General features: G+C 41.3%; 6 protein-coding genes and 1 other RNA gene. 5 read left to right on the top strand and 2 right to left on the bottom strand.

What is annotated here, in order from left to right; translation table 11 throughout:
• The coding region (locus tag D8849_RS10010) for an SIALI-17 repeat-containing surface protein (RefSeq protein ID WP_125386980.1) at positions 1 to 1,377 on the top strand (1,377 nt) is incomplete at its 5' end.
• Positions 1,378 to 1,544: 167 nt separating this feature from the next.
• On the opposite strand, the gene pbp1a is transcribed toward D8849_RS10010, so the two are convergent.
• Both pbp1a and recU read right to left on the bottom strand, forming a co-directional pair.
• Complete coding sequence (pbp1a, locus tag D8849_RS10005; protein WP_125386979.1) at positions 1,545 to 3,728, bottom strand: penicillin-binding protein PBP1A; 2,184 nt, start codon at positions 3,726 to 3,728, stop codon at positions 1,545 to 1,547.
• Positions 3,725 to 4,321, bottom strand: coding sequence for a Holliday junction resolvase RecU (recU, locus tag D8849_RS10000; RefSeq protein WP_004263564.1), 597 nt, complete (start codon positions 4,319 to 4,321; stop codon positions 3,725 to 3,727). Before recU ends, pbp1a begins: the two co-directional genes overlap by 4 nt.
• A 66-nt stretch (positions 4,322 to 4,387) precedes the next feature.
• On the opposite strand from recU, the gene D8849_RS09995 reads away from it, so the two are divergent.
• From D8849_RS09995 to D8849_RS09980, 4 genes are all read left to right on the top strand, one after another.
• Complete coding sequence (locus D8849_RS09995) at positions 4,388 to 4,915, top strand: SLOG family protein (protein ID WP_004263565.1); 528 nt, start codon at positions 4,388 to 4,390, stop codon at positions 4,913 to 4,915.
• Between the two features lie 72 nt (positions 4,916 to 4,987).
• Entirely contained in the window at positions 4,988 to 5,317 is a 330-nt protein-coding gene (gene gpsB, locus D8849_RS09990) for a cell division regulator GpsB (RefSeq protein ID WP_000146534.1), read from the top strand.
• 20 nt (positions 5,318 to 5,337) lie between these two features.
• Positions 5,338 to 5,719: RNase P RNA component class B (gene rnpB / locus D8849_RS09985), an RNA gene on the top strand.
• An 84-nt stretch (positions 5,720 to 5,803) separates the two neighbouring features.
• Positions 5,804 to 6,961, top strand: a complete 1,158-nt coding sequence (locus tag D8849_RS09980) for a THUMP domain-containing class I SAM-dependent RNA methyltransferase (RefSeq protein WP_125386978.1) — start codon at positions 5,804 to 5,806, stop codon at positions 6,959 to 6,961.
• Positions 6,962 to 6,967: the final 6 nt, after the last annotated feature.

Here is a 6,967-nt window from a genome sequence, read left to right as displayed (position 1 = left end):
GAACGCACTATCAAGAAGATCAGAGCCTACATCCAAGACGGAACTCAAAACTATCTTCGTGATGGTAAAATCCAAGTCAGCCAAGACGGTAAAACTTGGACAGATGTTGTGACAGTGGGAGATGGTGTAGCCAATAGTACACACGATGATTCATTGACAGATGGTTGGACACATGATTCTAAGATGCCAGGAAATCGTTACATCGAGGGTGAATTGACGACACCAGTCAAAGCCAACTATCTTCGTGTCCTCTATACAGCTGACTATGATGCTCGTTTTGTAGGATTTACAGAATTGGTGATTAATGATGGCGAATTTGTCAAACCAATCAATGATCCAACTGTAGAAGGAAACGGTGGCGAAAGCCGAGGCAACTTCTATACTAATCTCGTAGATGGAAAAGTCTTGACTAGCTACAAGGCGGAACAAGATAAGGGTGAATTGGTTTACCACTTATCAGAACCAACCAATGCCAACCATCTACGCCTTGTTTCAAGCCTTCCTGAAGGAGCGAAAGCACGAGTTCAAGCGAGAACACTTAAGGATGGACAAGAAAGTTGGACAGATCTTGGTGCCATTACATCTAGTCTCCAAACCTTGGCTATCCGAAATGGTGGTTCTCTTCTAGATGTTAAACTGGTCTGGGAAGGTGGCAAGGCTGAGTTTTATGAATTGGCGAGCTTCTATCAAGAATTGACAGAAGAACCTGTTCAATCAAGCAAGGGTGAAGAACCAGCACCAGTGCTTGAGGTACCTGAATTTACAGGTGGTGTAAATGCAGTTGAAGCTTTGGTACATGAGCTACCAGCCTACACAGGTCCATTATCAACCGTAGGTGACCAAGCTGCACCGACAGTAGAGAAACCAGAGTTTCAGGGTGGAGTCAACTCCGTTATGGCCTTGAAACACGAACTACCAGCCTACACAGGTCCATTATCAACCGTAGGCGACCAAGCCGCTCCAACAGTAGAGAAACCAGAGTTCAAGGGTGGAGTCAACTCAGTTATGGCCTTGAAACACGAACTACCAGAGTACACAGGGCCATTGTCAAGCGTGGGCGATCAAACTGCACCGACGGTAGAGAAACCAGAGTTCAAGGGTGGAGTTAACTCCGTTATGGCCTTGAAACATGAGCTACCAGCCTACACAGGTCCATTATCAACCGTAGGTGACCAACCAGCTCCGACAGTAGAAAAACCAGAATTTAAGCTAAGTTCGTTAGAAAAAGCTCAGACTCCAGAAGCACCAGTTCAAGTTGCCAAGGAAGACAAGAGATTGCCAGAGACTGGTGAAAAACAGTCAGAAACAGCTATTTTCTTGGCAAGCGTTGGACTAGCCTTATCTGCTATCTTTGTAGCAAAAAGTAAAAAAGATTAGTTGTGTATGACAATTAAACTCTCTCTTAACAGTATTCTAAACCAGTAGAGTGTATAGAACAAAAAAACCTGAGAAGTACAATTGACCTTCTCAGGTTTTTATTATCTAATTATTGATTGAGCAAAGAACAGATTGAAAAACCACCCAATTTTTGGGTGGTTAGTAATTTATTGTTGTGCTGGTTGAGGATTTTGGTTAGGCTGCCCTTGATTGGTACTTGGTTGTTGTGTCGCCGTATTCTCATTGGTTCCAGCATTGGGAGTAACTGTATTTGAATTTGGATTTGTGTTTGGTGTCGTTACACTTGACTGAGAGGTTGAAGTCTCTGGAGTCTGGTTCGCAGGAGCAGGTGTAGAACTTTGTTGAGTAGCAGGAGCAGTCCATGTAGGACGAGCTCCATTCTTAAAGACATATTCTCCACTCCTATATAAGCCCTCAGGCATAGTCCAATCTCCTGGGTGGTCATCTTCTGATAGGTAAGTCATCATTGAACGATAGACTGAAGAAGCAACTGTGAACCCACTGCCGATGACTGGAGTAAGACGATTTGAGTAACCTGTCCATACGGCCATCGAATATTTACGAGTATAGCCGACAAACATTTCATCCGGTGCAACAAGTTGACTTGATTTAATATGATTTTCGATTTCTTCATCTGAATAGTTAGAGGTACCTGTCTTACCGGCTTGAGGGAGCCATGAAATATAGGCATTAAAACCACTTCCAGAGGTCAAGACTGTTTTCATCATTTCTGTCATCATGTAAGCAGTGGTCTCTTTCATAGCTCGGGTACCAGGGTCAGAAAATTCTTTTTCGCTACCATCACTAAAGACAACTTTATTAATGTACATCGGTTTGTGATAGATACCACCATTGGCAAATGCAGCATAAGCAACAGCCATTTTTTCGCTACTTGCGCCGTATTGCTTATTAGATTCAGTTGTGTTACTTGATATGGCGTTAGAATAATGCATATCTGGATAGTCAATTCCTAAACCATTTAAGAAGGTTTTTGCACGATTTAATCCAACTTTGTTGAGTGTTTCTACAGCAGGAACATTGCGAGATTGCTGTAGTGCATATTGCAGTGTGATATTACCGAAGTATCCTCTATCCCAGTTGTAGACAGGGGTATTTGTTCCAGGATAATTATACGGGATATCGCGTACAATGGTAGCAGTTGAGTCATAGATATCAAATTCCAAAGCAGGAGCATAATCAGTGATGGGTTTCATTGTTGATCCCCAGTCACGATTGGTCTCCACAGCCTGGTTGGTGCCGAATGAAACATTACTTGCTTGATGACGAGCACCAAGTTGTGCAATAACGTTACCATTAGATACATCTACAATAGTCGAAGCTACTTGCATATCATCATCAGGATAAGTGACATATTGGTCGGTGTTATAAACATCCCAGAGTCGTTGTTGGATATCTTTGTCCACATTTGTATAGACATCCATACCTGTAGTAAGAAGGTTGTAACCAGTTTCTTGTTCAACTTGGTCGATTACTTCTTTAAGGTAGTTGTCCATGTATGCAGGATAACTGTTACCGGATTTCAGGCTTTGTAGACCATCGGTAACAGGGGTATTAATAGCTTTTTCATACTCTTCTGCGCTGATGTATTTCTGCCCCTTCATTTCCGAAAGTACCAAGTTCCGACGCTCTAGAGCAGCTTCTGGATGAGAATAAGGATCATATTGGTTTGGTGCTTGAGGCATTCCGGCTAGGAGTGCTAACTGTGGTAAGCTTAAATCCTTCAAGTCTTTTCCATAGTAATTTTGGGCTGCAGTTTGCATTCCGTAGTTACCGTTAGACATGTAGACTTTGTTGATGTAGTAGGTCAGGATTTCTTGCTTGGTTGCTTTTTGCTCTAGTTGAACGGCTAGCCAAGCTTCTTGAGCTTTACGTGACAAAGTTTGATCGGCAGTTGAAGTAGAAAAATAAGTTAATTTGATCAATTGTTGAGTCAAGGTTGAGGCTCCCTGGAGGCCTCCTCCGCCTTGGAGGTTTCTCAATGCCGCACCCATGATACGAATGGTGTCAACACCTCTATGATCAAAGAAACGGTGGTCTTCGATAGACACGATGGCCTTGACCAAATCAGTAGGGATTTCATTTGCTTGAGTATTTACTCGACGTTCAGATCCAAGGTCAGCGATCAGTTCGTTCTTATTGTCATAAATCTTGCTAGAGGTCGTCGCAACTAATTTACTTTCAGATAAGGTTGGAGCCTTGCTAACAAAGTAGAGGAAGACACCTCCACCTAATAGAAATAATGCGATAAATAATGTAAGGAACGTAATTCCGATATACTTTAAGAATCGCAGAATAGTTTGTTTGTTCATCTTGTTTTACCACCTAGTAAATGTTCTTTGATAATGTCGAGATAGGGAATTTGAGGGAAAGCCCCTTGCTTTACTAAATATCCGTATTCTTGAATATATCCAAGTGGCATAGATTTTTGCCCCTTATCTTGATGATAAAAGCGAATCAAATCAAATGCCGGCAACAAATAAGTTTCCTGTTTAGAAGAAAAATGAAGCAGTACGAAGCAAATACCCTGCTGTTCTAGAACTTGTTCCATATGTTGAATCTGGTGAAGATGGAAGTTCTTCATTGGAATAGCATTCTTTTGTCGTGTTTCCTTGGCTTCAAAGTCAATGTAATGTCCTCTATACACGCCAGAGTAATCTGTTGTGGAAGCTTGTCTAAAATAGGCTTCTACAATTTTGGCTCGACTACGTTGAGGATAGTCTACTCGGACAATTTGAACAGGCGTGGGTTTTTTATGGATAACTGCCATACCATGCGTCAGATAGTAGTCGTTTGTAGCGTTAATCATCTTTTCAAAAGTCATTCCTCGATTTGCGAAATTATTTGGTTGAGAAATGGATGTTTTGTTTTTTTTTGATGAAATTTTATGAGGATAGTTGACCATATTTCTCCTTATTGGTACAATGACATCACTCTATTATACCATAAAAATAGAAAGAAAGGTGTAAAAATGACTACAGCTTTAATTATGGGATATTCTAATTTTGACTTGGGTGTCTTTAACGAAAAAGATATCAGGTTAAAAATTATAAAGAAAGCCATTCGCCGTGATTTAGAAAGTTTGGCAGAAGAAGGGATTAACTGGCTGGTCTTTACAGGGAACTTGGGATTTGAATCTTGGGTGCTTGATGTCGCAAATGAAATGAAAGAAGAATATGATTTCAACCTAGCGACCATTTTTGATTTTGAAACACACGGGGAAAATTGGAATGAAGCGAATCAGCTTAAACTTAGCCAATTTAAGCAGGTAGATTTTGTCAAATATGCCTATCCTAAATATGAACATATGGGGCAACTACGAGACTACCAACGGTTTTTACTGGAAAATACTGATTTAGCTTATTTTTTCTATGATCCAGAAAATGAGACCAAATTAAAATTTATGGATACCTTGATGAAAAATCAGGAAGGGTATCGCATAAAAAGGCTAACGTTTGAAGACCTAAATGAGCTAGCAGAAAATTTTTCTGAAAAGTAAGCCTTTGACCTTGATTTTTGTTTGCCTTTTTTTATATAATAATACTATTAGAAACCGAGAATGGAGAGAGAGATGGCAAGTATTATTTTTTCAGCAAAAGATATTTTTGAGCAAGAGTTTGGACGTGAAGTCCGTGGATATAGTAAGGTTGAAGTTGATGAATTTTTGGACGATGTCATCAAGGACTACGAAACTTATGCTGCCTTAGTCAAGTCTCTCCGTCAAGAAATTGCAGAGTTGAAGGAAGAATTGTCTCGCAAACCTGAATCTGCACCGGTTCAAGCAGAACCACTTGAAATGACGGCTACAACTTCTATGACGAATTTTGATATTTTGAAACGACTAAATCGTCTTGAGAAAGAAGTATTTGGTAAACAAATTTTGGATAACTCTGATTTATAAGAGCTTATTTGAAAAGTGCAATTTTTGGATAATCGCGTGAGGAGAATTTCTTTTCATGAGGAAAGTCCATGCTAGCACAGGCTGTGATGCCTGTAGTGTTTGTGCTAGGCGAAACCATAAGCCTAGGGACGAGAAATCGTTACGGCAGTTGAAATGGCTAAGTCCTCGGATAGGCCAGAGTAGGCTTGAAAGTGCCACAGTGACGGAGTCTCTCTGGAAACAGAGAGAGTGGAACGCGGTAAACCCCTCAAGCTAGCAACCCAAATTTTGGTCGGGGCATGGAGTACACGGAAACGAACGTAGTACTCTGACTACTTTCAGCTGTAGGCTGTTAGCGGTAGACAGATGATTATCGAAGGAAGTGGTCCTAGTCACTTCTGGAACAAAACATGGCTTATAGAAAATTGCATATAGGTTGGGGCTGAGAAAACTTTCTCAACCTCATTTTTTAAAGTGGACATATAGAAAGGTCTTATAAGACTGAAAATGAAAAAAGAATTTAATTTAATCGCTACTGCTGCAGCGGGTCTTGAGGCTGTTGTGGGACGTGAATTGCGAGAGTTGGGCTACGATTGTCAGGTTGAAAATGGACGTGTTCGTTTTCAAGGAGACGTGAGAGCCATTATCGAAACCAACCTCTGGCTTCGGGCAGCAGATCGTATCAAGATTATCGTAGGAACGTTCCCAGCTAAGACTTTTGAGGAGCTCTTTCAAGGAGTTTTCGCTCTAGATTGGGAAAATTATATACCACTTGGAGCTCGATTCCCGATTTCAAAAGCCAAATGTGTTAAGTCTAAACTACACAATGAACCCAGTGTTCAGGCTATTTCAAAGAAGGCTGTTGTTAAAAAGTTGCAAAAACACTATGCCCGTCCAGAAGGTGTTCCTCTTATGGAGAATGGTCCTGAGTTTAAGATTGAGGTTTCTATTCTGAAAGACATAGCAACTGTCATGATTGATACGACAGGCTCCAGTCTCTTTAAACGTGGCTATCGTACCGAAAAGGGTGGGGCTCCTATCAAGGAAAACATGGCAGCAGCTATTTTGCAACTCTCTAACTGGTATCCAGACAAGCCCTTGATTGATCCGACCTGTGGTTCAGGAACTTTCTGTATCGAGGCAGTTATGATTGCTAGAAAGATGGCTCCTGGTCTTCGTCGCTCCTTTGCCTTTGAGGAGTGGAACTGGATTAGTGATCGTTTGATTCAAGAAGCGCGTACAGAAGCGGCTAAGAAAGTGGATCGTGAGCTTGAGCTAGATATCATGGGCTGTGATATCGATGCACGTATGGTGGAAATTGCTAAGGCCAATGCTCAGGCAGCAGGGGTTGCAGGAGATATTACCTTTAAGCAGATGCGCGTGCAGGATTTGCGTTCCGATAAAATCAATGGAGTGATTATCTCTAACCCACCTTATGGGGAACGCTTGTCAGATGATGCAGGAGTTACCAAACTCTATGCTGAGATGGGGCAAGTATTTGCACCGCTGAAAACGTGGAGCAAATTTATCCTAACTAGTGATGAAGCCTTTGAGACCAAGTACGGCAGTCAGGCGGACAAGAAGCGCAAGTTGTACAATGGAACTTTAAAAGTTGATTTGTATCAATATTTCGGTCAGCGTGTTAAACGTCAGGAAGTAAAGTAGGAAGGA

Source organism: Streptococcus mitis (genome assembly GCF_003942765.1).
In the GTDB taxonomy this organism is placed as follows: domain Bacteria; phylum Bacillota; class Bacilli; order Lactobacillales; family Streptococcaceae; genus Streptococcus; species Streptococcus mitis_BE.
The sequence above is the reverse complement of the archived record's forward strand: the minus strand, read 5'-3'. Positions and strand labels throughout refer to the sequence as shown.

Coding starts and splice junctions, on each gene's coding strand:
- pbp1a (WP_125386979.1), bottom strand. CDS start 3,728: ATGAACAAACAAACTATTCTGCGATTCTTAAAGTATATCGGAATTACG.
- recU (WP_004263564.1), bottom strand. CDS start 4,321: ATGGTCAACTATCCTCATAAAATTTCATCAAAAAAAAACAAAACATCC.
- D8849_RS09995 (WP_004263565.1), top strand. CDS start 4,388: ATGACTACAGCTTTAATTATGGGATATTCTAATTTTGACTTGGGTGTC.
- gpsB (WP_000146534.1), top strand. CDS start 4,988: ATGGCAAGTATTATTTTTTCAGCAAAAGATATTTTTGAGCAAGAGTTT.
- D8849_RS09980 (WP_125386978.1), top strand. CDS start 5,804: ATGAAAAAAGAATTTAATTTAATCGCTACTGCTGCAGCGGGTCTTGAG.